Origin of the sequence: Sphingobacterium haloxyli, assembly GCF_002980525.1 — a bacterium.
Taxonomy (GTDB): Bacteria; Bacteroidota; Bacteroidia; order Sphingobacteriales; family Sphingobacteriaceae; genus Sphingobacterium; species Sphingobacterium haloxyli.
In genome coordinates this window covers 1-23,777 of record NZ_PVBQ01000014.1, presented here as the reverse complement: position 1 = coordinate 23,777, position 23,777 = coordinate 1, and the positions used below count along the sequence as shown (strand labels likewise).

Genomic DNA, 23,777 nt, shown 5'->3' with positions numbered 1-23,777 from the left:
GCACAAGAGCTTACCACTGCAACACACTAACTATGGGAAAATGATCCGAAGGAAATTTGCCCATATACGTATCCGTTAAGATACCATATTTATATACAGTGAACGGCTTAGTAATAAAAATATGATCGATACGCTGCTTCGGCTTGATTCCTTTTCCCCACGCATTAAAAGAGGAATTCGGTTCGTACACGATTTTTGCCTGGTCATAGGTGTCTTCTACGATCCCACTTTTGGCCAGCGTAAAATATGCTTCGTTGGTTTCATCAACATTAAAATCGCCGGTCAAGATGATGGGCAAATCTTCTGCTAGTTCTTTTGCTTTTTCTAAAATAAGCTTTGCGCTTTCACGACGCGCCTCAATTCCCCGATGGTCAAAATGCGTATTCATGAAGATAAATTGCTTGCTATTCTCGGTATCTTCAAATACACCCCATGTGCAAATTCTTGGCAAAGCTGCATCCCACCCTTTGTTAGGCTTTTCGGTATCTGTACCCGAAAGCCAAAACGTTCCATCTTTAATTAATTTAAAACGTCTTGCATTGAAAAAAATAGCCGAATGCTCTCCTTTCTGTGCACCATCATCACGTCCTACACCGATGTATTTAAAATCGGGTAACTGCGTTTTGATGTCCTGCACCTGGTCGTAAAACCCTTCCTGAATACCAAAAATATCGAATTCATGAAATTGGATAAGATTGGTGACCGCCAGCTTCCGGTCGTCCCATAAGTTTCCCACATCCGATGTTGTCTTTAAACGTATATTAAAAGAAGCTACCGTGAGCTCTTGTGCTGACAAGATATAAGAAAATATGAAAAGGAGTAAGAGTGATAAAGGAATCTTCTTCATAGCATAAAAATATTATTATTTGAGATAAATGATGTTAGCCACCGCGCGTTCTCCCTCGTGATCAAACAATTTGTTATCTGATGGGTGGTTTACCACACCGTTGCCGGTTGCACCTTTTATATACAGTGTCGAACTACCTCCGCCGTCAAGATTCATCGCCTCCTTCGCTCCCAACCACCGCAATACACGCGAGAGCTCATGGAGATTCATACCGTGCGAAGATTTATTCCTCCCGTCAACAACAAATAGAAGCAATTTACCGTTTTCTGTCAGTGCGGCCGCCGTACGTGGATGCCTGTTATCGTTGAAGGCATTTTTGGCTAATGGATAAGGCTTGCTATTCACGATAAGCAATGGCCCAGAAAGCATGACATTGGGATAATGCTCCGCCTCATATAAGGTATCCGTCGCCGCTTTAATCTTTATTTCTTTTTTCGAAAGCAAAAGCAGCGCATTACCACGTTCTGATTTTTTTCTTGTACGGTTGACCACTTTATTATCCACCTGTATAAAATCAGTTGCACCACCATTTTTCATATCAAAGAAACCACCGTTCACTGCAACCAACGCCTGATGCTCGGATGCCAACTGTGAAGTAGGCTTCAACTCAGAAGGCTCCGCGGCTAAATAAAGTTTTTTCAAGTTCCTTTTAAGATCTATTTCCACGTAGTTGATCTCTTGCTCGCTATCAAAGAGATTATGAAAATGTCCTTGCTTCCATACGACGCCTTTTTTTACTTTCGTTATTTTCCAGTCTTTTGTAGCGACTAATAGCGAGTCTTGATTCTCTTGCGCGAACCCAGCGGTAACAAAAAGAAAAATACCAACAAGAATATTTATTATTGGACGATACATTGAAAATTACTTTTTTAGAATGCGGTTAAGTAACTCTGGCTCATCCGTCGTAATATAATCAATCTTTTGATCGATAAAATAATGCATATCATCCTCCCGATTTACCGTCCACACATTGGTTTTTAGTTGCAGTTTCTTCGCTTCTCCAAGCCATTCAGGATGTTTCTTATAAACAGACAGGTGATAATCAAGCCCACTTAAACCTGCTTCTTTTATTTCCTGAGGAGACTTATCACCATTGAGGTAGTGAACTTTCGCTTTTTTATCCAGTTCCTTAAATTTCAAACAAGCATCGTAACTGAACGCAATATATTCTACTTGTTTTCCGGCTTTCAATTTCTTCACTAACGCTACCGTTAGCTCCGCTGCCTTCAATGTTCGTTCTGTACCAAGTTTGTTCGTTTTAAGCTCATAAATCAACTTGGTTTTTTTCTGTGTCAACCCTTTTTTTAGATATTCTTCTGCGGTAGGAATACTTTCACCATTAGGGTGTTTCTTGGCAAGCAATTCTTGGTAGGTTGAGGTCGCTATATCAATTCCATAAAAGTCCTGGTCATGGGTGACCACCAATACATCGTCTTTTGTTAGATGCACGTCAAATTCCGCACCCCAAGCTCCTTGCTCTATAGCTTTACTTAAGGAAGCAAGTGAATTTTGAGGTACTTTGGTGTTTTTCCAGGATCCGCGATGTGCAATCATTTCTGTTTGCGCCATGGCGCCAACGTGTATGACTGTTAATAAAGTAAGGATTACTAATGTCGGTTTCATATCGTACATGAATAAGGTATACTCTGATGGAGTTATGATTTAATTTTTTACGAATATACCGAATTCGGATTAAGATAGTGTTAAATCACCTTTCTCCGTTCCATTCGCCATAAAATTGTTGCAAAAATGATTCCATAAAATGATGGCGCTCCGCTGCTATCTGTTTGGCCGTAGCGGTGTTCATTTTATCCCGTAACAGCAACAGCTTTTCATAAAAATGATTTATGGTTGGCGCCGTCGTATTTTTATATACCTCCTTACTAAGTTTTTGCTGGGGAATAATATCAGGATTGTATATTTCTCGATTCTTAAATCCTCCATAATGAAAAGCGCGCGCAATGCCGATAGCACCAATAGCGTCCAAACGATCCGCATCTTGTACAATCTCCAATTCTTTGGAATGAAAATCGACCTGTCCTAAAGACGCCTTGAAAGACATATTGAATATAATCTGCTGCACATGTTCTATCCGGCCTTTATCCAATCCAATATGCTGTAGGAACTCCCCTGCTATCCGTGGACCAATCTGTTCGTCACCATGATGAAATTTGCTATCGGCAATATCATGTAGCAATGCGGTCAATTCACAAACCAATATATCAGCGTCCTCCGTTTCCAAGATCAACTTTGTGTTGTTCCATACACGCTGAATATGCCACCAATCATGTCCCGCTTCGGCGTTTTTCAACCTTTCCTGAACGAATACTGCCGTTTGCTGTATAATTGCCTTGTTATCTATCATTATTATCCTTATTCCGTACCCGAATGAGTTTATGTATTTTACCTCCGGTTGATCGCTCTTTTGAGTCCTCGCGTACTTCGGATGCGGCAGACTTCTCTTTCGAACCCTCGTACAGCTCATACTGCAATAGCCGGCAGTCTAGTTTGCCGTTAAAAAACTCAAATCTTCGGGAAGCTTGCAAGCCAATCTTTTTGGCTAAATCGAGATTCCCGGTAAAGATATAACCTCGATATCCCTTGCATTCCTGCTTCATAAAGTCCCCAATCCTTTTATAGGTTGCTTCCAGTTTAGTATGTACTCCTAAACGCTCGCCATATTCGGGATTAAACATAATAACGCCGCTTTCACCCGGAATGGTCGTTTTCGCAAAATCGCCTACTTCAAATGTGATCAAATGTTCTACACCTGCCGTCTTCGCATTCGATTTCGCGATGTCTATCGCCATATCTGATATATCCGAAGCAATAATATGTGGGAGATTCTTTTTGTCGGTCAATTCCTTTAATCGGCGACGTTCTTCGAAAAACACTTCCTCGTCATAACCAATGAGATGCATGAACGCATAATTCATCCGTAGCAAACCAGGCATACGCTTTTGTGCCATCAGAGCAGCCTCAATGGCTAGGGTTCCCGATCCGCACATAGGATTTACGAAAGATGATTTCCCATCCCACTGGGTAGCCATAATAGTCGCAGCAGCCAGTGCTTCTAACATAGGCGCTTTACCGGGATGTTTGCGATAGCCATGTTTTGCAAGCGTTTCGCCGGAAGTATCTAGAAAAATCTCTGCTCTATCCGCTATCCAATGCAGGTGAATGACTGCTTGGGTTAATTCTGGTCCGGTATTGGGCCGTACACCTTTTTTATCTTTGATGCGATCTACAATCGCATCTTTTACCTTGACATTCGCAAATAGCGGCGTCGTAATCGTCTCATTGTGCACATTCGATGTAACCGAGAAATAACCATCAAAAGGCAGCAGCTCTTCCCATGCAATAGTTACTAACGCTTGATAAAGTTCATCGGCATTCTTGGCGTGAAATGACTTTATTTCATAAAGGACTTGACTCGCTGTACGCAAATTTAGGTTCAACCGCATACATGCATTTACAGAGGCATTAACCTCTACGCCTGTATTAAAAGCACGGACAATATCAAAGCCCAGCGCTTCAACTTCTTGTGCCAAATAAGGCGATAACCGTCTATTGCACGTAATGATAACTTTATTGGGTGTGTTGAAAACTTCCATCATATTTTTGCAAAGTTACTTATTCTGCTTAGCAAAAAATGCTTAATTTTACAGTTTAATACGTTTTTGATATGGAAATAAGAGGAAAAGTTCATGAGATAGGCGCTACGCAACAAGTTACTGAATCTTTCAAAAAAAGAGATCTAATTGTTGCTTACGCAGAAAACCCACAATTTGTAGAATACATTCGTTTTGAGGCAACGCAAGATCGCGTTAGTATATTTGATAACTTGGCCGTTGGCGATGATATAGAAGTGTCGTTTAACCTACGCGGTCGTCCATGGACAAATAAAGAAGGTGTTACTACCTATTTCAATTCATTGGTAGCGTGGAGAGTAACAAAGCTTGCCAACACGCCACAACAGGCTCAAGCGCCAGGTCAAATGGATATGCCTCCTGTCGATATAGCGTCCTCCGGAGCGGATGATGACGATTTACCTTTTTAACATAATAACACTTAAAGTGTTGAAAATAAGAAGCAGCCCCTAGAGGCTGCTTTTTTATTTAATATTTATGTTCATCATGGTTACCTTGCAATACAAGGCCATTTTACTCCGCATAACCGCGAAGCATTACTAATCGCTCTTATCCACGCAATTGCACTATCCTCAAATTAACAATAAATGTCGCCTTCGGATGTTTGAGGTATGTAGAAACACATCCTTAGCACGATTCCATCCTCTCAAATATCCGCAGCGACGAGCTTTATGGACAAGTGTTTATTCTGGTGTCCATGAGCTCACTTCGTTCGGTTTTGTTTCTTTTTCGCGGAGAAAAAGAAAATGCAAAATCACTCCGGAAACACGATTTCAATAGCTCCTTCTTTCCCTTCCCACTTGGGTCCCTTTTGTAAGACTTGTATGATCTCTTGATAGATTGGGTGGTTCTTGGCTACCTGTGGTCGTACATCATAGGGGAGCCCATCTTGCCCAACTTTGAAGCGAACCTCTAATCGTTTTTCCGTATTTGCACCTGAATAATGCGTTGATACAAACGCGGAAAATGCCTCCCAACCATCTATCGGCCGTGCGTCACCGGCAGGCAACGCATATACAACGGTCTGTAGGAGTGCATCATCCATCAATTCTACTTCGGTCAAATTGGAGTGCTGCCTATTTGGAAAGTGACGGATTAATATGAGTGTACATACTGCAATAAACATCACCGCCGCTACCGTTCCTATGGCCAAACGCTGCCAACTAAAATAGAATCTGTTTTTACGTTGGCTATGCGCCGCTATGCGCCGCTCCAGCCGTTGTTGCAATAGGCTCAACGATTTCACATCAACTCCACGTTGCATCTTGTAGCCATCAATCGCATCCTGCAAGAAGGGATCTTCCAGGGCTTCTCGCTCCAGCGCATGCATCTCTTCCCGGCTCATTAAGCCATGTATATAGTTATGTATTCTTGACAGCTGATAGTTATTTTCCATGTTTCCCCTTCTCCATACAAATTTTCAAGTTTCTTTTCCCATTTTGGATATAGCTTTTCACTTTACTCAAATCGTACCCCGTCGCCTCCGCAATGTCTTTATAACACTTTTGCTCTAGATAAAACAACCGCACACAGGCAGCCTGCTCTATAGAAAGAGACGCTAAACACTCGTGTATTTTTTCGAAATCATCTTCCGTCCATTTCCTCTCGTCTTCCGTTACGAGCTTCTGTTCGCTTTCGGACATATTCTCTTCGATATCCACATGCATTTTGCCTTTCTGCTTTCGAAGTTCCATCAAGCAATAATTTCGAGCAAACACATACAACCAACTTTTGAAATTATCCACCTCATGTACACGAAGCTTATGTACCAGTTGTTCAAAGATCTGCATCACCGCATCCTGACTCGCTGTCTGCTCCTGAAAGTACTTAAAACACACACCGTATAGCAAAGACATATAGGGAGCATAAAGCTGTCCCAATACATGCAAATCGCCAGTCTGCTTATAATATACGAGTTGTTCTTTTTCGTCCATATGCTATTACCCAATAATAGGATGCTGAAAGATAGCAAATTCCATAAGAAAACTATATTTACCGAGGCAGCTTCTTTGCCTCAACAACTTAGCCAAACAACAACAACGCGATCACTAAGGTCACGATAATATTGAATCCCTGTGCGATCAAAAACGCGTAAAGCGGCTTCTTGTTATTATGTACAAATAGCTCTTTGAAATTCGTTTCCAAACCTATCGATGTAAAAGCTAACGCGAACCACAAGCCTTGAATACTTTTCAGTTCTGCTTTTACATTGCCTACTTGTTCCGGACTAATGACAAAAGAAAACAAGAGAGAAGCAAAGACGAATCCGATCACAAATTTGGGAAAGCGTTCCCAAATAATCTTTAAAGTCGGTTTCTCCGCATGTTCCGCGCTTTTGGAACGTGAATATGTCCAGTAGATACTGATAGCAAAGGCAGCGATTCCGAGCAGCACATTCTGAGAAAATTTTACGATTGTACTGATCTCTAAGGCACGCTCACCCACCAACGATCCCGATGCAACGACCGCACCGGTCGTATCGATACTACCACCAAGCCATGCCCCCGTAACCTCCTGCGACAAATCTATCCATTCTGCGATATAGGGCATAAAAATCAACATCGGTACCGCAGTAATCAACACCAGCGAAACCACATAAGATAACTTCTTGGAGTCCCCCTTTATGGCGCTAGAAGTCGCAATAGCGGCCGACACACCACAAATGGATACTGCTGACGAGAGCATCATAGACATCTCCTCATCAATCTTCAGTTTTCTGCAAAGCCAAAAGGCAAAATACCAGACAGATAATACGACTACCAACGCCTGAATAAGCCCTAAAGCTCCCGCTTTTAATATATCGCCAAAAATGACAGTTGTTCCCAATAATACCAATCCAATTTTTACATACAATTCTGTGGAAAGTGCTTCTTTAAACCACATCGGTAATTTAAAAAAATTGCCGATTAGCAAACCGATTCCCAGGCTAAATATAACCGCTTCTAAGTTATATTCCCGTACGGTGCTATTACCCGCCCCTATCAAAGCGAATATTGTCAACACAAAAATGAAGGGAAAAACGACGAATAGACGCTTTAATGGTGTTTTTAACAAGAGACCTCCCAACAGCGCAGCAACAAACACCAGCAAAAATTGCATGACGACGGCTAATATATTGTCTGCCGAAAGAACTTGTCCAACGAGGACATCTGTCGTGTTCCACGAAAAAGTTGGTTTGGGCACAACAATGCCACACAGCGCTAAAAAAATGATGGCTAATCCGAGTATCACGACAACCCAGTCTTCGCTGATCGCAATACTTAACTTAGAAGATGACATGTTAATATTTTTTATGACAGTTGAATAATGATGAGAACAAGATAAGTATTATTCCGTAACTGGTCATTATAATTATCCGCTATAACGTCACATCAACATTAAAATGGTCCTTTAAAAGTAATTTGGCAGCATGAAAGCCCGCCATTCCATGTACTCCGCCCCCGGGAGGGGTAGAAGACGAGGCGATATATATGTTTTTATTCGACGTACGATAAGGTGCAAGAGACAACGTTGGTCTGGTAAACAACTGATAGATGTCCATTAAACCACCATTAATGTCTCCGCCAACGTAGTTAGGGTTGTATGCCTCTATATCAACGGTATTCATCGTCGATTTAGCAAGGATAGTGTCCTTAAATCCAGGTGCAAAACGTTCCATCTGATTTTCAATGTGCGTAGTAAAGTTTGCTGTAGATCCATTCGGAACATGGCAATATGCCCATCCGGTATGCATCCCCTCGGGTGCACGCAAATAATCAAATCGACTCGGTTGCGCAAATAATACAAATGGTTTTTGTCCTGTCCTACCCATGTGCGCATTCTTTTCATAATTTGCAATTTCCTCGAACGTATTACCGATATGCACCGTAGCGGCTTGCTGACACCGTACATCCCGGAAAGGCGTAGGTTCAGATAAAGCCCAGTCGATTTTGAAAACACCCATCCCCTGTTTAAACCGTCCTAGCGAACGCCTGTATGTCTCGGAAAAACCGGTACCTTGCAACTGCAAAATTTGACGCGGCCCCATATTAAATACCAAAGCCTTATGATCCGGTAATTGTGCTATATTCTTGACCCACAAACCTGTTTGTATTTCACCTCCTAGTGAAAGATAGTATGCTGCCAGTGCATCAGCGATGGACTGTGAACCACCTTTGGGAATGGGCCAGCCATAACGATGTCCTACTGCCATCAATACCAGTCCGATGGCAGAGGTAGCCCAGTTGGACAACGGTTGTATACCATGTGCAGTCACTCCTCCCCACAATGCTTTTGCTTTTTGTGTCTTAAACGACGACGCTATCCACGTAGCTGGCTTTAAAGCTTTTAACCCAAAGCTTGCCAAGTCCATCGGGTGACGGGGGAAACGCAATGGTCCCATTATATCAAGGGCCAAACTTTCCCATTGGTTCATTATAGGTATAACCAATTTTTTATAGGTCTGTCCATCGACACCTAAATCTTGTGCGGTTTCTTCCACATTATTATACAGTAGGGCCGAATCACCATTGTCCAAAGGGTGTGCCGCGGCATAGGATGCTTGGATAAATTCCAGCCCATATTCTTTTAGAGGTAATGAGCTCATAAAAGGGGAAGCCAGTGCCATGGGATGTATCGCAGAACAAACATCATGCTTAAACCCTGGCAGGGTCAGCTCTTTTGTGCGCATACCTCCTCCTATGGTATCAGCGCCTTCCACAATCAACGTAGAAAGTCCCTGTCGCTGTAACGTAATTGCAGCAGCAAATCCATTCGGGCCGGATCCTATTATAATGGCGTCGTATTTTCTCATCCACGTAATACGCTACTAAGTTACTTACTTTCAGCTAACATCAAAATCAGCAGCATGAATGGAATGCATGACACAAGTCCACTTTCCGAAGAATGCACAATTATCTTAGGTTATACCGCAACGTCACACCATACGTCTGCGGATCGCCAATTACCCCAGCATATTGCCCGAAATTACCTGGAGCAGCGAGCAATTGCTCATAGTAATCTTTATTCGTTAGATTTCTACTCCACACGATAACCGATAATCCCATTGTTGCGCGAAATCCCACACGCGCATTGAGTAGAGCATAGGCATCTATATTCAGATACTGCGATGGTGACGGGCTGGAGGAGAATTTCGACCGGTAAAAAAGATCTGCTCCTAAAAAGTAATTCCCCGCTAACCCTAATAAGCGTCCCTTCGCCGTTGATTCGGCGGCCAATGACCAGGACCATTTCGAAATCCCCGGAAGTTCGCCTCCAGAAACATCTTTAAAGGCCTCTGGGCCTCCAACCTCTTCCAAGGGAACGGGGGCATTGGTGAACGAAACATATCTGCCATCTGTATACGCTAATGCGCCGTTTAGTCTCAAGAACTCCCAAGGTCTTACGCTTCCATCCAGTTCAACACCTTGCACTCTCACCTTCTCTGCATTGGCCAGATACCCCCTGTTCACGCCAGGATCAGGCGTCTGCACTTGTGTTTGATAATCTTTAATATTCGCCTGATAGACGGTTAGGTTCAAGAAAGAATTCCGACTCGGACTGGTCTTTATACCAAATTCCACGTGATTAACAGATTCAGGTTTCACTTCTGCTAAATCGGTCGCCACTTCTCCGTCAATAACCGGCAGGCCGCCGACATTAATGCCTATCGGTTTGTAGCTTTTAGAATAGGTCGCATAAGCATTGTGATTGGTATTAAACCTGTATTGTAATGACAATTGACCCGATACATTTCCGGCATCTGCATTCACGTCAAACGTTTGGTCAGCGTAAATACTGCTTACCGCTGCAAATTGTTCCGGCGTATAGTCTATTGAATTATCAATATATTTTGTTCGGTCGTAATCGGCTACTTTTTTATCATAGTTATACCGTATACCGGGTAACAGATGTAACTTCGGAGTAATAGCCCAGTCAAATTGGGAAAACACCGCTACACTTGTGCTTTTGATACCATATTTCGTGCGAATCCCCACTCTGTCAATCAAACCCGGTGCCCATTGTGTCGCCGATTCGTTGTTTTGTTGAAAACGCCACAATGCATCGCCCGCCTCTTCCGTGTGTACCGGATCCGTCCTCAAATCTTGCCATAAGCCGAAAACGCCAACAACGGCACTTACCTTTTCACTAATATTGCCTGAATATCGAAATTCTTGCGACCATTGATCATGAACCGAATTGCCGGAAGAAACAGTATAAACCGGAATACCCAAGTAATCCCGATCATTCAAAGGCACCCAGTCCCAGTAACGCCAAGCCGATGTAGAAGTCAGCGTGCCAGTCCCAATTTTATAGTCTACATTCAGCGATACACCGCCCAATTCATTATCTGCTCTAGAACGTGTATCCAAATCTACCTTTCTTTCAAAAGCAGTTTTATAGGGAATTTCATACCCCAAGTCTTCAATAATTTTGTTGAACTGTCTATAGGCTGATCGTTGGTTCCCAACGACCCCAGCAATACCCCAACCGTATCCATCTGGACGCTGTTTCGTTACATCGCCAGCTAAAGAGATTTTTAAATCATCATTTGGAGTAAACAATAATTGGCCCCGAACACCTAAATTATTGATGTCATTAATATTTCTATCGGAAGCAACGTTGTATAAGGTACCATCTCGTTGGGTTCCTGAGAACGAAACCCGTGCGGCTAATTTATCTTTCACCAAAGGTCCCGTTAAAGAGACTTTAGCCTGTATATAACCATAATTTCCGTAACTTAATTCAAAATTTGCGCTAGGTATGAATTCGGGCTGACGGGAGGTTATATTAAAAGCTCCAGACGTCGTATTTTTACCAAATAGTGTTCCTTGTGGCCCTCTTAGTACTTCAATTTGTTCAATATCGATAAAATCTAAGGCCGTTGCAGCTGGACGTGCCATATAGACGCCATCCAAATAAAATCCCACGCCTGGATCGATACCATCATTAGTAAGACCATACGTTGATCCTAAGCCTCTAATATTTAAAGTCGTATTACGTGGATTGGAGGAATAAAGTTGTACGGTTGGGACGATTTCCTTAATTCTAGCAACATTAAACGCGCCCGCATCTTCTATGGTACTTGCCCTCACTGTAGAAACCGGAATAGGCACATCCTGAAGCTGTTCTCTTCTTCTTCGCGATGTAACCACAACCTGATCTAACGTCTCCTGTTTAGGCGATAACGCTATGCTTGCCGGTGAGGTATGCGCAACAATTCTCTTTTGCTCATACCCTACAACAGTGACAATCAATGTGAGTGGTAATTTCTGACCGGTAACAAACACAAACTTTCCATTTCGGTCTGTCCGCACGCTATGGGTAACGGCCTCTAATTGAATCGTTGCCCCTTCAATTGGTTCTTTGGTAATGGAATCAACAACAACGCCTTCTAAAGTAGCGTTGATGATCGGTTGAGGTTGAACTTGCGCAACTAGCCACTGTTTGACTAGAAAAACAAACAATAAAGCCGTTGAGTATCGCAATACTCCGCATTTTTTCATATTTTCGGGTGTTTAATAGTGAATACTGACAAGTGCCAACGCCAATTGAACTTGTAATTTACTTATTGAACACAGGAGGGAAGCATTACTGTTTCCCTTTTCTGCGTTTTATTTATGCCTTTTTTTACTATCGTTGCCAACGCCAATTGGAACGAACAAGACAAATATAAAAACATTTCAATAAAGACTACTAAATCGATAGATTTTATTTTAATAAAAATAAAAGCCTGCCACATATCCGTGACAGGCCCATCAACCAAAACACGTATTAAAAGCAATATTTATTCTCTTCAATCATTTTCCTTGCGATACGCTGACGCGCTTCTTTTGTATTGAACGGCGCTGCTTTCGTAAATCGTCGCAGACCGACCATCATCATATTCAGCTCATCTCCCTCTGCAAAAGCGTAAAGCGCCTCTTTTCCGGCTGTGGCTACTTTGTCCAACGTGGTATATAAATACACCCTCGCCATATCTAACGGGAAAGTAGCAACATGCTCACCTTGGGTGTGATAAATTTTCTCCGCTCGCAATAATATTGATTCTGCCACATAAACATAACCAATGATATCTGCAATATTTATCAATATCTCCTCCTCTTTCGATAGGCTCATCATCAGTTTTTGTACTGCAGCACCCGCTACCATTAAACCGGCTTTTTTCAAGTTTGCGATGATTCTCTTTTCAGCAGCAAAAACAGCTGTATCTTCTTCCCCAAAGTCAGGAATAGCCATCAGCTCGTTTGCAACAGCCGTTGCAGCCCCCATCAAATTGAGCTCGCCTTTCATAGCACGTTTTAACAACATATCCACTACCAATAAGCGATTCACCTCATTAGTACCCTCAAAAATCCGATTAATCCGTGAATCGCGGTAAGCTCTTTCCATCGGAGCCTCAGCTGAGTAGCCCATACCTCCGTATATCTGTACACCTTCGTCAACGACATAATCCAGCATCTCCGAGCACCATACTTTGATAATCGCACATTCTATGGCAAACTGTTCTGTGGATTTCAACTTGGCTTTAGCCTCGTCCATGCCGTCTGCGACAAGTGCAGCATAAGCATCATCAATATTTTGTCCCGCCCGATAAGCCGCCGATTCATTAGCGTATAAACGAATAGCCATCTCCGCCAATTTGTGACGAATGGCCCCGAACTTGGATATAGGCAAATTAAACTGTACACGTTCATTGGCATATTTTACAGCTTGTGTAACGACGGAACGAGCAGAACCAATGGTAGCGGCGCCTAATTTAATGCGGCCAATATTTAGAATATTAACTGCAATCTTAAAGCCATTTTCCCTTGTAGACAACAGATTCTCTACCGGAACAGGACAATCATTAAAGAATATTTGTCTTGTCGACGATCCTTTGATGCCCATTTTATGTTCTTCTGGATTCATCGTAATGCCCCCAAAATCTCTTTCTACAATAAAAGCACTGAGGTTCTTGTCGTCATCAATTTTTGCAAATACAATGAATACGTCGGCGAATCCACCGTTTGTAATCCACATTTTTTGCCCGTTGAGCAGATAATGTGTTCCCTCTGCATTTAATTTTGCTGAGGAGCGGCCCGAATTCGCATCAGACCCCGCGTTAGGTTCCGTCAAACAATAGGCTGCTTTCCATTCTCCTGTTGTTAACTTCGGAATATACTTTTCTTTTTGTGCATCGTTTCCGTAATATAAGATGGGTAATGTGCCGATACCGGTATGTGCCGACAGTGCCACGGCAAAAGAATAGCCGCCACCCACTGCCTCGCCGACCAGCATAGAAGTATTGAAGTTTTTACCAAATCCTCCATATTGCTCAGGGATAGACACACCCAATAGCCCCAGCTCTCCTGCTTTATCCAAAAGGCCCTGCATCAAACCTTCTTCTTGTGCGTCAATTCTGTCCAGCTTATCCAACACTTCCGTGTCAAGAAAATCCAAACAAGTCTGACGAATCATTTTCGCTTCTTCATCAAATTCTTCTGGAATAAAAACATCCGTATAGGAAGTTTCGCGGATCACGAATTCGCCGCCTTTAATAGCTTTTGTTTCCATTTGTTTATATATCCCTTAATCTAACATCTCAAATATTCCTGCCGCTCCTTGTCCCGTTCCGACACACATCGTCACCATACCATATTTTTTCTCACGGCGTTTTAGCTCGTTCAAGATCTGTACCGTCAATTTAGCCCCTGTACAACCCAGGGGATGCCCTAAAGCAATTGCTCCGCCATTGACGTTTACTTTTCTTTCATCCAACCCCAGTTCTCGGATAACGGCTAAGGATTGAGAAGCAAATGCTTCATTCAGTTCGATCAGGTCTATGTCTTCTTTTTGCAATCCCGCCATTTCCAACGCTTTTGGAATAGCGGATATTGGGCCTATTCCCATAATTCGTGGCGGTACGCCTGCGACAGCATAACTCACTAAACGTGCTATCGGTTTAACATTCAATTCCTTTAGCATTTTTTCTGACACCACCATAACAAAAGCTGCGCCGTCAGATGTTTGTGATGAGTTCCCCGCCGTAACACAACCGCCTGTCGCGAAGACCGGCTTCAACTTTGCTAACGCTTCCGCAGAAGAATCCGCTCTCGGCCCCTCATCTGTATCTACGACATATTCGCGCATAGCGATTTTATTATCCTTTACGTAATTTTCGGTCACTGTAATCGGTACAACTCCGTCTTTCAGATGCCCATTTTTAATCGCTGCAATCGCCTTTTGGTGTGATCTTAATGCAAAGGCATCTTGATCTTCACGCGAAACATTAAATTCTTTTGCAACGGCTTCCGCTGTTAGCCCCATCCCCCAATACCAATCGGGATGCTTTTTCGCTATTACTGCGTTTGGCACAATTTTCCAACCGCCAAAGGGCATACCCGACATGACTTCCACCCCACCGGCGATGATACAATCAGCCATACCGGCCTTAATCTTCGCTGTAGCTGTAGCAATCGTTTCCAACCCTGATGCACAGTACCGATTTACCGTTACACCCGGTACTTTATCCGTATCAAGTCCCATCAACGAAATCAGACGTCCCACATTTAATCCCTGTTCCGCCTCTGGCATGGCATTACCCACAATGACGTCATCAATTTTCGCTACGTCCAATTGCGGCATAGTTGTCACCAAGTGTTTGATAACTGTTGCCGCTAAATCGTCGGCACGCATGAAACGAAAGCCACCTCTCGGAGCCTTCCCTACTGCTGTGCGGTATCCTGCTATAATGTATGCTTCCATGTTTCTACTAATTTCTAAGAGGTTTCCCTTTCGTCAACATATGCTGTATTCGTTCTAACGTTTTACGCTCCGCGCATAGCTCTAGAAACGCTTTTCGTTCCATATCGAGTAAGTACTGCTCGGACACTTCAGTAGGTTCTGATAGGTTTCCACCACACATTACCCATCCCAACTTTTCGGAAATCTTCTTATCATGGTCAGAGATATAATTCCCTTCCCGCATGGAAGATGCCCCAACGTACACTATTCCTAATCCTTGATTTCCGAGTACTTTAATATCCGTTCGTGGCGCTGGCTGTATATATCCCGCATTCGCAAGCTCCAAAGCTTTTGCCTTGGCATCCGCCAACAGCCGTTTACGATTCATGGTAATGGCATATTTGCCCTCCTGTAAGTAACCGAGCTCTGCAGCTTCTACAGCAGAAGTCGATACTTTCGCTTGCCCTATCGTTAAGAAGCGATCTTTTAAGGTATTCTGTACAATTTGATCAGGTTTATATTCATCTGAAGCTCGAACCGCAAACTCTTTGGAGCCACCTCCACCCGGAATAACGCCGACTCCAAATTCCACCAATCCCATATAGGTCTCGGCGTGCAATTGTACAAAATCGGCATGCATCGAAAATTCACACCCGCCACCAAGTGTAAGCTGGAACGGTGCCACGACAACAGGAATAGACGAATAGCGGATCCGCATGGCAGTATTTTGGAACATACGCACCGCCATATTCAATTCATCATAGTCCTGCTCCACCGCCATCATAAAGATCATTCCAATATTGGCTCCCGCCGAGAAGTTTTTACCATCATTGGTAATAACAAGACCCCGATATTCTTTTTCTGCTAAATCAATTGCTTTATTAATTCCCTGGATCACATCTCCACCAATCGTGTTCATCTTTGTATGAAACTCACAATTGATAATACCGTCGCCCAAATCCGTAACGGTTACTCCCGAATTTTTCCAAATGGTTTTTCTGTCCCTAATATGATCTAAAACAATTAAATCTTCGGTTCCTGGAATTGGTTTGTAGGATTTTGAGGCTATATGGTAATAATGCCTTACACCATCTTGCACTTTATAAAAAGAGTCGTGTCCGGCCTCCAACATATCATATACCCATTGTGCTACTTCACCTCGCTGTCCCGGCAATCTTTTCTCCTCTTTACGAATCTTTTCAATGGTTTCCCGTACTCCCAATGCGTCCCAGACCTCAAACGGCCCCAGTTCCCAACCAAAACCAGCACGCATAGCATCATCGATACGATAAAAGTCATCGGTAATCTCCGGAACACGGTGGGAGACATATTCAAATAAGGGATAATGCACCGCTCGAAACAAGACCCCCGCTTTATCTGTACCTTGCTCGTACACTTTCATCCGCTCACGGATGTCTTCTACAGGCTTAGTTGCCTCTAGGGTTGCCGATTTGACTTTCTCTTGTTCTCTGTATTCCAGCGTCTTTAAATCCAGCACAAGAATGACCGAATTGCCTTTATCGTCTTTTACTTTTTTATAAAAACCCTGTTTTGATTTCTCGCCCAGCCATTTATTCTCTACCATTTTGTTAATATAGGCGGGTAATTGGAAAACTCCTTTCGCTTCGTCATTAGGGACATTTTCCGTCAGCCCCTTGGCGACATTAACCAATGTATCCAAACCTACCACATCCGCTGTACGAAACGTAGCCGATTTGGGATGGCCCATCGCAGGCCCAGTATATTTATCAGCCTCTTCCACAGACAAACTCATTTGCTCCACGAGATGTGTCAACGCCAGCATAGAGTAAACCCCGATGCGGTTTCCTATGAAAGCCGGCGTATCCTTACATAGCACGACAGTTTTACCTAAAATTCTATCTCCAAAATGCAACAAGAAGTCGACTACTTCGGGCTTGGTCTCAGCGGTCGGGATAATCTCTAATAGTTCTAAATATCGTGGTGGATTGAAGAAGTGCGTTCCGCAAAAATGTGCTTTAAAGTCATCCGATCTCCCCTCGGTCATCAAATGAATTGGGATGCCGGAAGTGTTGGTCGTGATCAACGTTCCTGTCTTCCGGTATCGCTCCACCTGTTCAAAGACAGTTTTTTTAATATCCAATCGTTCAACCACCACTTCAATAATCCAATCGCACGTTCCGATAGCAGGCATATTATCGTCAAAATTTCCCGTTTGTATACGTTTTACGTAGCGTTTACTATAAATGGGCGATGGATTGGTTTTTAATGCCGTATCCAAAGAACTGTTCACTATTCGATTTCGAACTATCGGGCTTTCCAACGTTAATCCCTTAGCTTCTTCCGGTGGTAAAAGTTCCCGTGGCACAATATCCAGCAAAAGCACCTCTATGCCAATGTTCGCGAAGTGACAAGCAATCCGCGAACCCATCACTCCAGAACCTAAAACAGCTACCTTCTTAATACGTTTATTCATTTTATTAGTATTTAGTATTTAGATGTCAATATGGAGATTCCTGCATAGCTAATTAACATCTGGTGTCTAACATCTTAGCCTTTTTCTTTTCGCTTCAGTTGGTAATTTGCTGCCAACGTATTGACTTTCTGTAACGACTGAATCAATTGTACACGTTCTTCTTCCGGAATTTGAGATTCTAAAAACTCATTAAAGTTCCGAACAACATCTTTTGCCAACTTTCGTTTTTCCACACCTAACGGTGTCAAATATACCTTTACCGATCGTTTATCGGATGCATTTACCTCTCTATAGATAAACCCCAACGTTTCTAAATTGTTTAGTACACGCGATAGCGATGTTGTCTTTACACCTGTGGCGTTTGCAATTTCAGTAACTGAAGCACCTTCTTTATGTATATTGATTAAAATATAACCCGCAGCTTGCGTGAATCCAAATTGTGAGGCAATAACATTGTACTTGTTAGCAACTGTTTGCCAACAGGTTTTTAAAAAATAATCTATGGTGTTGTCTTGGGACATAATCCGATTTATATTACTATGCAAGCATAACAAATATAATAAGTCTCTCGGATAAAACAAATTTTTTTAGGTTTATATTTTTGCTGCTTTTCATCTTTCCTCTAATTCCCTATCTTTACACAAAATTTATCAATATGGCAACAAATAGAACTTTTACGATGATTAAGCCAGATGCAGTAGCAAACGGTCACATCGGTGCTATCTTAAATGATATTATCGCTGACGGCTTTAGCATTGTCGCTATGAAATACATCCAGCTCACAAAAAAAACTGCCGGCGATTTCTATGCCGTGCATAAAGAAAGACCGTTTTATGGTGAGCTAGTTAACTTTATGACATCAGGACCGATCGTCGCTGCTATTTTAGAAAAAGATAACGCTGTAGCGGATTTCCGTAAACTCATAGGCGCTACAAATCCGGCAGAGGCAGCAGAAGGAACTATCCGCAATAAATATGCAAAATCGATCGACGCGAATGCCGTTCACGGGTCAGATTCGAATGAAAATGCGGAAATCGAAGGTAATTTCTTTTTCTCGCAGTTCGAGAGATTTTAAAGGTTCGAGTCGCATCGGCTTTAGGAGAAGGGAAATCTGACGATTTCCCTTCTCCTGTTTACATATTTCATTCCTTAAAACATCCGTTTGCCTAAATAGTCGTTTTCCTTGGTTGTCATCATTTCTTTATCGCTTTTTTTCTTGTCCAGATATCCACATAGGTGCAATATCCCATGGATGATAACGCGATGCAGCTCATCACGTTCCGATACGCCAAACTTCAACGCATTCTCCCTAGTCCTTTCTACCGATATAAAAATATCACCCGAAATTACGTTCTCCTCTTCCGAAGAATCAAATGTCACGATGTCGGTATACGTATCGTGACCTAAATATTGCTTATTAATCCCCAGCAGAAAGGCATCTGAGCACAAAATAAAATTCAATTCGCCGATACGATCGAACCCTTCTGTCGCAACTGTAACGCCGATCCATTCCCGTATTTTCTGTTTATCTTTAATTTTATAATCAACGTCCTCGTTGAAAAATGAAATATTTCTTAATGCCATTGTTATAAAAACGCTTTGGAATCCATGTAAGTTTGTAAAATGATAGTTGCCGACACAGTATCGACCAAGCCCTTCTCTTGTCTCTTATTCCGTTTCGCACCGCTTTGTGCAATTACTCTGGTCGCCATTTTAGACGTGAAGCGTTCGTCAACCTCAACGACGGGAATGCTAGGATACACTTTTTTTAGTTTCCGCATAAATCCAATAATATGCTGTGCTGACTGTGACGCCGTCCCATCCATCTGTAACGGCTTGCCCACGACAAACGTTTCTACCTGTTCTTGTTGGAGGTAATCCGCTAAAAACGTCCAGATCTCTTGTGGATGAATGGTCGTTAAAGAAGTTGCAATAAGCTGCATCGGATCAGTAACTGCGATGCCTATTCTTTTCGTCCCATAATCAAAAGCCATGATGCGCATATCTATTTATTTGAACACAAAAATACAAATCCTTAACGAGCTTTTTGCTGGGTATCTATTCTCGTCTAAAACATAAGCCGTTATATTATATTGCATATGAAAACGAATTTGTGTAGGTTTGGTTTTAGCAACGTAAGCAAAAAAGTCAAGATGCTCAACAGCTGATATGGACAGATACTTCACAAAACACGAAAATAAATTAATACTATCTGGTGAAATGGGCGAGAAAATGCATGTGTTGCAAACAACCGTCGCAAAAGAAAAGATAACGCTCCACGAACCGTCAACCGAAATCCAATACAATGCTCCTTTATTAGATGTACTTCGCGATCGGATGCTTGCTACCGTACAACATACTAGCCATCAGGGTGTCGGCATTGCTGCACCCCAAGTGGGTATTAATAGAAACCTTATTTGGGTCCAACGTTTTGACAAGATCGATCAACCGTTCGAGTTCTATATTAATCCGAAAATTATATGGCATTCACAGCTTTTAAGAAAAGGGACAGAAGGTTGCCTCTCTATTCCCGACAGAAAAGAGGACATTATTCGCCATTACGCTATCAAAATTCAGTATATAAATAGCAAAACCGGCAGTCCGGTCGAAGAATTGATTGAGGGGTTTACTGCAGTCATTTTTCAACATGAAATAGATCATTTGCATGGCATACTTTACCCCGATAGATTGGAGGAACAATTATCTGAAGATGTTCTGATATTAAATGAAAACATCGAATTTTCAATTCAAAACGGGACTTTTATTCCTTAAAAAAATATAGTAAGTAAGTCGTATTCCTTTTAGCGTTCTATGATTTTGACCTCGTAGAGTTTGTCCCACTGTTTACCCGTAACAAATAATCGCCTGCCTACCTCGTCATAAGCGATCCCGTTCATTTCCTCATCTACCGCGCCTCGCTGCGCATTCTTATACAGGCCCACAAAGTTTATCTGTCCTTCAACCGCGCCTGTCTCAGGATTGATGATAACTACTATATCTTTTCCATATATATTGGCATAGATTTTTCCGTCAATAAACTCTAATTCATTAATGTAATCAACAGCGCCATTATGGTCATAAACAGGGATAAAGCCCATTTCCTGATAGGTATTAGGATCTAGAAAATATAATTTATTGGAACTATCGGTCTTTATAAGTCTTTTTCCGTCGTAGCACAATCCCCACCCTTGTGTACTCTGTTGATAATTAAATGTTGCAACCTGCTCAAACGTATCCTTATTAAACACATACCCAAGCTTATTGCGCCACGTTAGCATTACAATCTTGTCTCCCACAATCGTCATTCCCTCGCCGAAATAGGGTTCGCCAGACGCATCGGTTCCTACGATTTCTTTCTTCCGTATAACCTTTCCAGTAGTAAGCTCTACCTTCCTCAGTGACGATATCAGATCATTTCCAGCACCGGTAGATTCATACAAAAAACCATTTTCAAACTCCAGGCCCTGTGTAAACGCCGTTGTATCATGGGAATATTCATTGACAATTTCGAACGTATATTGACGCGGCGATTCTGGTAAGATGGTTACGTTACTAAATGCCACATCCTCTTTTCCTTCTCGGTAGAGCTTGGCCACCAAATTACGTGCTCCAAGACCAATAGATTCTGTATCTAAAAGAACCTGTGTCGTATCCTGCTTTCTTTCAATAACTTGTCCATCTACCGAATATACAACAGAGTCTATGGCACTGTCCGGAAAATGCATACGCACAGCAACTTTTTGTCCAAGAATAATTGTCTCACCGGATTTAGGTGACAAAAACTCAAACTTTTTCTGCGACTTACATCCTGTCATAAACACGATAACGATCGCTATAAAAACTAGAATATTATTTACTTTCATTGTTCTTCCGTATTGCGCAGCCAATTTACAGAAATAAAATGACAACCCCTGCCCACCAGCTATTTCACTACAATATTTCCCAAAAAATCTCCCAACACCTTCGCTGCCTCTTTCAACTTTTGATATTTGGCTAATAAAATCTCGATATCTTCTCCGCTAACTGTTGTCTTCAATTCTTCTCTAATTCTGATCATTTCTTTCTCTACTTTTCTCTTCTTTATGCGGTAAATGGCCTGCATAGTAAGTTCTCGAAGATGCTCCCGTTCCTCGCGGACATAAATTTTTCGCTTCTCATCGTTCCAATTCGGACTAAGCTCATAGGGCGTCGTTACGCACGTAATAGCTAAATCTTGTACGTCCTTATCTTCGTGCGAGAAGAAATACTTCGTATCTGGAATCTCAAAAGACTCCGCTTGCTGTTTAAACGTGTTAACAATAAATGCACTTGCTCTATCGTCAAAAACAATATCATCCAACGCATTTAAGAGCAAAGGAGCTATGGGAATGTCCCCATCCCCCTCCCATACAGCAAGCTCGGCACCATAATTCAATAAAATACGTACAATTTCTCTTTCTTGCAAGATGTCGGATGTAATAGCCTGTGCCCCTTCTCCTGCTGAAGACACCCCTTGAGTACGTTCTTCATCAGTCAAAAAGAAATCGGCAGGCGGCATATCCATGGGAGCATCCTCATTGGAAGTTTTAGATGCATGCTGCACCTTTCTATCCTGTGCTCTTGCCTTCTGAATGCGTATTTTATTCAACTCGGTCAGTAATACACGCTCTTCGATATCTAGCAAATGCGAACATTGCTGGATAAAGACCGAAACCTTAATCTCATCAGGTATCAAAGCAATACTCTCTACCACTTCTCTAATGACCTCCGCACGTTTAATAGGATCACCGTCCGTATCTTTTAATAAGATATTTGTTTTGTAAAAAATAAAATCTTCCTGATGCTTAACAATATGTTCTTTAAATGCCGTAGAGCCATAACGCTGAATATAAGAATCAGGGTCGTTTCCATCTGGAAACAACAACACTTTCACGTTAAGCCCTTCTTCTAGCAGCATATCCGTTCCGCGTAAAGATGCTTTGATGCCAGCCGCGTCTCCATCATACAAAATAACGACGTTATTCGTGAAGCGAGAAATAAGGCGAATTTGACCGGAGGTTAAAGAAGTGCCAGAAGAAGACACTACGTTTTCTACCCCAGCTTGGTGCATAGATAAGACGTCAGCATAACCCTCCACCAAATAACATACGTCGTTATCCTTAATCGCTTTCTTCGCAAAATGAAGACCGTACAGAACATCAGATTTGTGATATATATCACTTTCGGGAGAGTTAACGTATTTGGGGACAGCTTTCTCTGTCTTCAATGTACGCCCCCCGAAACCGATGACACGCCCTGTTAAATTATGAATAGGGAAGATAACCCGTCCCCTGAAACGGTCGTAAAGACTGTTATCATCTCGTTCAATGGCAAGTCCAATTTCTTTTAGGTAATCTTTATGAAAACCACTTTCGACAGCGGCTTCTGAAAGAGCCGTCCATTGATCGGGAGAATAACCTAAGTCAAATTTAGTTATGATACTCTCCTGATAACCCCGTTCTTTAAAATAAGTTAATGCTATGCTTTGTCCTGAAGGGGTGTTCCAGAGTTGCTCTTTAAAATACTTTCCTGCCCACGCACTAAGTACATACAAACTTTCTCGCTTATCTTGAGCCGCAAGCTGCGCGGGAGAACGTTCGACTTCCTCTACCGGGATACTATATTTGTCTGCTAAATAACGTATGGCCTCGGGATAGGAATACTTCTCCAATTCCATAACAAATTTAAGCGCATCTCCCCCTGCACCACAACCAAAGCATTTATAAATACCTTTGGGTACCGAAACATGAAAAGATGGTGTTTTTTCGTTATGAAAAGGGCAATTACCAATGAGGGACGTTCCACGCTTCTTTAAATCCACGAAGTCGCCTACTACCTCTTCTATCCTAGCTGCATCTAAAACTTTCTCAATGGTTTCTTTTTTTATCATAGATTATCCGTGAAATGATAAAGTGATTATACAAAAATAATAATTAGTAACGAGTATTACATGATGAGCAACGGCATGTTCCAAACAAAAAAGCCCCTTCAGTAATCTGAAGGGGCTTTGTATAAAAATCGGCACCGACCTACTCTCCCACCTTTTACGGCAGTACCATCGGCTCTGGCGGGCTTGACTGCTCTGTTCGGAATGGGAAGAGGT

General features: G+C 42.3%; 21 protein-coding genes and 1 rRNA gene. 3 read left to right on the top strand and 19 right to left on the bottom strand.

Annotation, left to right across the window (positions count from 1 at the left end; translation table 11 throughout):
- Positions 1–10 precede the first annotated feature (10 nt).
- The 5 genes from C5745_RS15450 to C5745_RS15430 all read right to left on the bottom strand — a co-directional run bounded on the left by C5745_RS15450 (position 11) and on the right by C5745_RS15430 (position 4,461).
- Positions 11–847, bottom strand: a complete 837-nt coding sequence (locus tag C5745_RS15450) for an endonuclease/exonuclease/phosphatase family protein (protein ID WP_105717912.1) — start codon at positions 845–847, stop codon at positions 11–13.
- Positions 848–862: 15 nt separating this feature from the next.
- A complete protein-coding gene (locus tag C5745_RS15445; RefSeq protein WP_105717911.1) occupies positions 863–1,702 on the bottom strand; it encodes a phosphodiester glycosidase family protein in 840 nt (279 codons plus the stop codon).
- Between the two features lie 6 nt (positions 1,703–1,708).
- Positions 1,709–2,470: a glycerophosphodiester phosphodiesterase family protein gene (locus C5745_RS15440; RefSeq protein WP_105717984.1), complete on the bottom strand. Its 762-nt coding sequence runs from the start codon at positions 2,468–2,470 to the stop codon at positions 1,709–1,711.
- 85 nt (positions 2,471–2,555) lie between these two features.
- Positions 2,556–3,212, bottom strand: coding sequence for an HD domain-containing protein (locus tag C5745_RS15435; protein ID WP_105717910.1), 657 nt, complete (start codon positions 3,210–3,212; stop codon positions 2,556–2,558).
- On the bottom strand, positions 3,202–4,461 hold the full coding sequence (locus C5745_RS15430; protein WP_105717983.1) for a THUMP domain-containing class I SAM-dependent RNA methyltransferase: 1,260 nt from the start codon (positions 4,459–4,461) through the stop codon (positions 3,202–3,204). The genes C5745_RS15435 and C5745_RS15430 overlap by 11 nt, the downstream gene beginning before the upstream one ends.
- 71 nt (positions 4,462–4,532) lie before the next feature.
- On the opposite strand from C5745_RS15430, the gene C5745_RS15425 reads away from it, so the two are divergent.
- Positions 4,533–4,907 (top strand): DUF3127 domain-containing protein, encoded by a 375-nt coding sequence (locus tag C5745_RS15425; protein WP_105717909.1) that lies wholly within the window; start codon positions 4,533–4,535, stop codon positions 4,905–4,907.
- Positions 4,908–5,251: 344 nt separating this feature from the next.
- On the opposite strand, the gene C5745_RS15420 is transcribed toward C5745_RS15425, so the two are convergent.
- The 9 genes from C5745_RS15420 to C5745_RS15380 form a co-directional block, all read right to left on the bottom strand.
- The gene (locus C5745_RS15420) at positions 5,252–5,893 is read right to left on the bottom strand and encodes an anti-sigma factor (RefSeq protein WP_105717908.1); all 642 of its coding nucleotides are present in this window, start codon (positions 5,891–5,893) and stop codon (positions 5,252–5,254) included.
- Positions 5,883–6,431, bottom strand: a complete 549-nt coding sequence (locus C5745_RS15415) for an RNA polymerase sigma factor (RefSeq protein WP_105717907.1) — start codon at positions 6,429–6,431, stop codon at positions 5,883–5,885. The genes C5745_RS15420 and C5745_RS15415 overlap by 11 nt, the downstream gene beginning before the upstream one ends.
- Before the next feature lie 88 nt (positions 6,432–6,519).
- Positions 6,520–7,776 (bottom strand): YeiH family protein, encoded by a 1,257-nt coding sequence (locus C5745_RS15410; protein WP_105717906.1) that lies wholly within the window; start codon positions 7,774–7,776, stop codon positions 6,520–6,522.
- A gap of 79 nt (positions 7,777–7,855) precedes the next feature.
- Complete coding sequence (locus C5745_RS15405; RefSeq protein WP_105717905.1) at positions 7,856–9,289, bottom strand: phytoene desaturase family protein; 1,434 nt, start codon at positions 9,287–9,289, stop codon at positions 7,856–7,858.
- A 100-nt stretch (positions 9,290–9,389) separates the two neighbouring features.
- A complete protein-coding gene (locus C5745_RS15400; RefSeq protein ID WP_105717904.1) occupies positions 9,390–11,981 on the bottom strand; it encodes a TonB-dependent receptor in 2,592 nt (863 codons plus the stop codon).
- A 268-nt stretch (positions 11,982–12,249) separates the two neighbouring features.
- Positions 12,250–14,031: an acyl-CoA dehydrogenase family protein gene (locus tag C5745_RS15395; protein WP_105717903.1), complete on the bottom strand. Its 1,782-nt coding sequence runs from the start codon at positions 14,029–14,031 to the stop codon at positions 12,250–12,252.
- Between the two features lie 15 nt (positions 14,032–14,046).
- Positions 14,047–15,222, bottom strand: coding sequence for an acetyl-CoA C-acyltransferase (locus tag C5745_RS15390; RefSeq protein ID WP_105717902.1), 1,176 nt, complete (start codon positions 15,220–15,222; stop codon positions 14,047–14,049).
- 7 nt (positions 15,223–15,229) lie between these two features.
- On the bottom strand, positions 15,230–17,656 hold the full coding sequence (locus C5745_RS15385; RefSeq protein ID WP_105717901.1) for a 3-hydroxyacyl-CoA dehydrogenase/enoyl-CoA hydratase family protein: 2,427 nt from the start codon (positions 17,654–17,656) through the stop codon (positions 15,230–15,232).
- Between the two features lie 74 nt (positions 17,657–17,730).
- Entirely contained in the window at positions 17,731–18,177 is a 447-nt protein-coding gene (locus C5745_RS15380) for a MarR family winged helix-turn-helix transcriptional regulator (RefSeq protein WP_105717900.1), read from the bottom strand.
- Between the two features lie 134 nt (positions 18,178–18,311).
- Between C5745_RS15380 and C5745_RS15375 the strand changes: the two genes are divergently transcribed.
- Positions 18,312–18,731: a nucleoside-diphosphate kinase gene (locus C5745_RS15375; protein WP_105717899.1), complete on the top strand. Its 420-nt coding sequence runs from the start codon at positions 18,312–18,314 to the stop codon at positions 18,729–18,731.
- 74 nt (positions 18,732–18,805) lie between these two features.
- On the opposite strand, the gene ybeY is transcribed toward C5745_RS15375, so the two are convergent.
- A complete protein-coding gene (ybeY, locus tag C5745_RS15370; RefSeq protein ID WP_105717898.1) occupies positions 18,806–19,240 on the bottom strand; it encodes an rRNA maturation RNase YbeY in 435 nt (144 codons plus the stop codon).
- Positions 19,241–19,242: 2 nt separating this feature from the next.
- Positions 19,243–19,659 carry a Holliday junction resolvase RuvX gene (gene ruvX / locus C5745_RS15365; RefSeq protein ID WP_105717897.1) on the bottom strand — a complete coding sequence of 139 codons (417 nt, stop codon included), beginning with the start codon at positions 19,657–19,659 and terminating at the stop codon, positions 19,243–19,245.
- Between the two features lie 166 nt (positions 19,660–19,825).
- Here ruvX and def point away from each other — a divergent pair, with 166 nt between their 5' ends.
- The gene (gene def / locus C5745_RS15360; RefSeq protein ID WP_105717896.1) at positions 19,826–20,428 is read left to right on the top strand and encodes a peptide deformylase; all 603 of its coding nucleotides are present in this window, start codon (positions 19,826–19,828) and stop codon (positions 20,426–20,428) included.
- Between the two features lie 29 nt (positions 20,429–20,457).
- Here the strand turns inward: def and C5745_RS15355 are convergent, their stop codons facing one another.
- From C5745_RS15355 to rrf, 3 genes are all read right to left on the bottom strand, one after another.
- Entirely contained in the window at positions 20,458–21,519 is a 1,062-nt protein-coding gene (locus tag C5745_RS15355) for a glutaminyl-peptide cyclotransferase (protein WP_105717895.1), read from the bottom strand.
- 59 nt (positions 21,520–21,578) lie between these two features.
- Positions 21,579–23,564 (bottom strand): DNA primase, encoded by a 1,986-nt coding sequence (gene dnaG / locus C5745_RS15350; RefSeq protein WP_105717894.1) that lies wholly within the window; start codon positions 23,562–23,564, stop codon positions 21,579–21,581.
- A 126-nt stretch (positions 23,565–23,690) separates the two neighbouring features.
- A 5S ribosomal RNA gene (rrf, locus tag C5745_RS15345) occupies positions 23,691–23,777 on the bottom strand; the annotation flags it as partial.

Coding starts and splice junctions, on each gene's coding strand:
- C5745_RS15385 (WP_105717901.1), bottom strand. CDS start 17,656: ATGAATAAACGTATTAAGAAGGTAGCTGTTTTAGGTTCTGGAGTGATG.
- C5745_RS15410 (WP_105717906.1), bottom strand. CDS start 7,776: ATGTCATCTTCTAAGTTAAGTATTGCGATCAGCGAAGACTGGGTTGTC.
- C5745_RS15420 (WP_105717908.1), bottom strand. CDS start 5,893: ATGGAAAATAACTATCAGCTGTCAAGAATACATAACTATATACATGGC.
- C5745_RS15400 (WP_105717904.1), bottom strand. CDS start 11,981: ATGAAAAAATGCGGAGTATTGCGATACTCAACGGCTTTATTGTTTGTT.
- C5745_RS15405 (WP_105717905.1), bottom strand. CDS start 9,289: ATGAGAAAATACGACGCCATTATAATAGGATCCGGCCCGAATGGATTT.
- dnaG (WP_105717894.1), bottom strand. CDS start 23,564: ATGATAAAAAAAGAAACCATTGAGAAAGTTTTAGATGCAGCTAGGATA.
- C5745_RS15425 (WP_105717909.1), top strand. CDS start 4,533: ATGGAAATAAGAGGAAAAGTTCATGAGATAGGCGCTACGCAACAAGTT.
- C5745_RS15415 (WP_105717907.1), bottom strand. CDS start 6,431: ATGGACGAAAAAGAACAACTCGTATATTATAAGCAGACTGGCGATTTG.
- ruvX (WP_105717897.1), bottom strand. CDS start 19,659: ATGCGCATCATGGCTTTTGATTATGGGACGAAAAGAATAGGCATCGCA.
- ybeY (WP_105717898.1), bottom strand. CDS start 19,240: ATGGCATTAAGAAATATTTCATTTTTCAACGAGGACGTTGATTATAAA.
- C5745_RS15430 (WP_105717983.1), bottom strand. CDS start 4,461: ATGGAAGTTTTCAACACACCCAATAAAGTTATCATTACGTGCAATAGA.
- C5745_RS15440 (WP_105717984.1), bottom strand. CDS start 2,470: ATGAAACCGACATTAGTAATCCTTACTTTATTAACAGTCATACACGTT.
- C5745_RS15435 (WP_105717910.1), bottom strand. CDS start 3,212: ATGATAGATAACAAGGCAATTATACAGCAAACGGCAGTATTCGTTCAG.
- C5745_RS15355 (WP_105717895.1), bottom strand. CDS start 21,519: ATGAAAGTAAATAATATTCTAGTTTTTATAGCGATCGTTATCGTGTTT.
- C5745_RS15395 (WP_105717903.1), bottom strand. CDS start 14,031: ATGGAAACAAAAGCTATTAAAGGCGGCGAATTCGTGATCCGCGAAACT.
- C5745_RS15380 (WP_105717900.1), bottom strand. CDS start 18,177: ATGTCCCAAGACAACACCATAGATTATTTTTTAAAAACCTGTTGGCAA.
- C5745_RS15445 (WP_105717911.1), bottom strand. CDS start 1,702: ATGTATCGTCCAATAATAAATATTCTTGTTGGTATTTTTCTTTTTGTT.
- C5745_RS15450 (WP_105717912.1), bottom strand. CDS start 847: ATGAAGAAGATTCCTTTATCACTCTTACTCCTTTTCATATTTTCTTAT.
- C5745_RS15390 (WP_105717902.1), bottom strand. CDS start 15,222: ATGGAAGCATACATTATAGCAGGATACCGCACAGCAGTAGGGAAGGCT.
- def (WP_105717896.1), top strand. CDS start 19,826: ATGGACAGATACTTCACAAAACACGAAAATAAATTAATACTATCTGGT.
- C5745_RS15375 (WP_105717899.1), top strand. CDS start 18,312: ATGGCAACAAATAGAACTTTTACGATGATTAAGCCAGATGCAGTAGCA.